This is a genomic window from Endozoicomonas acroporae, from assembly GCF_002864045.1.
Taxonomy (GTDB): domain Bacteria; phylum Pseudomonadota; class Gammaproteobacteria; order Pseudomonadales; family Endozoicomonadaceae; genus Endozoicomonas; species Endozoicomonas acroporae.
In genome coordinates this window covers 1-1,672 of the sequence record NZ_PJPV01000273.1, presented here as the reverse complement: position 1 = coordinate 1,672, position 1,672 = coordinate 1, and the positions used below count along the sequence as shown (strand labels likewise).

General features: G+C 52.5%; 1 protein-coding gene. It reads left to right on the top strand.

Annotated features, from left to right (window positions below; genetic code table 11):
- A partial coding sequence (locus CX664_RS25115; RefSeq protein WP_146000369.1) for an RAP domain-containing protein occupies window positions 1-1,672 on the top strand: 1,672 nt, incomplete at both ends.

The following is a 1,672-nucleotide window of genomic DNA, read 5'->3' as shown; positions in this document are numbered from 1 at the left end:
GTGAGCGCACAGAAAGCAAACTTTACACCACAGGGTATCACCAACCTGCTGTGGGCCATGGCAAAACTGGTGGACAACGGGCATGAGCAGACACCAGAGCTCAACAAGGCCGTGGCCGCACTGTTGCCCCACGTAAAGGTACATAAAGACAAATTTAATGCCCTGGGAATCGCCAGCCTGCTATGGGCCATGGCGAAACTGGTGGACAACAGGCAAAAGCGAACACCGGAGCTCAACGAGTCGGTGGCTGCGCTGTTGCCCCACGTGAGCGCACAGAAAGCAAACTTTACACCTCAGGGTATCGCCAACCTGCTGTGGGCTATGGCCAAACTGGTGGACAAGGGGCAAGAGCGAACACCCGGGCTCAAACAGACCGTGGCCGCGCTTTTATCCCACGTGAGCACACAGAAAGACCAATTTATTCCTCAGCATATCGCCAACCTGCTGTGGGCCATGGCGAAACTGGTGGACAACGGGCAAGAGCAGACACCAGAGCTCAACAAGGCCGTGGCCGCGCTGTTGCCCTTCGTGAACGCACAGAAAGACCAATTTAATGCCCAGGGAATCACCAACCTGCTATGGGCCATGGCGAAACTGGTTGATAAGGGTCTGAAGCGTACACCACAGCTCAAAGAGGCCTTGGCCACGCTGTTGCCCTTTGTGAATGCACAGAAAGGTAACTTTACACTACAGGAAATCGCCAACCTGCTATGGGCCACGGCGAAACTGGTTGATAAGGGGCTGGAGCGAACACCACAGTTCAAAGAGGCCGTAACCACGCTGTTGCCCTTCGTGAACGCACAGAAAGATAACTTTAAACCACAAGAAATCGCCAACCTGCTGTGGGCCATGGCGAAACTGGTGGATAGCGGGCAAGAGCGGACACCAGAGTTCAACGAGGCCGTGGCCGCGCTGTTGCGCCACGTAAACACACAGAAAGCTAACTTTAAACCTCAGGAAATCGCCAATCTGCTGTGGGCCACTGCGAAACTGGTGGATAGCGGGCAAGAGCGGACACCAGAGTTTAACGAGGCCGTGGCCGCGCTGTTGCGCCACGTGAACAAACAGAAAGCTAACTTTAAACCACAGGAAATCGCCAACCTGCTGTGGGCCACGGCGAAACTGGGTGAGTTCGTTGAGCTGAACGTGGTTACCTCTATGTTCGAATCACTTGTTTACCGAATCAGTGAAAACCCTCAGCTCTCGCAGCAAGACATATTGATGTCTCTCTGGGGAGTAATGGTTTGCTGTGCCAGATTGTCTCTGGACTCCAATAACAATAACTGGCTTGAAAAGCACATGGATGACCTGTTTACCCGTCTGGAAAATACATTCTTGGACAATGAAGAGGATCAACGCATCATTGCCATGGCCGCCAGTTGGCTTGGGAGAGCCTGCCCGTTCGTCCCCCATTACCAGACTATCATGTCAAAACGTCAATCCGACTTTCACGATCAACTCCAATCATGCTTTCCCTCTTTGCAGATTGAAGAAGAAAAGAGCCTGAACTCATTGCCTCCGGTTGACCTGCTCCTGCCAGATCACAACATGGTGATTGAAGTTCAGGGGCCCTCTCATTACGTGAGTGGTGATTTCAACACCAGGAATGGTTCGACTCTGCTGAAAATCGCGCTGTTGCAAAAAGCAGGATTTGAGGTCATTGAAATTCCGG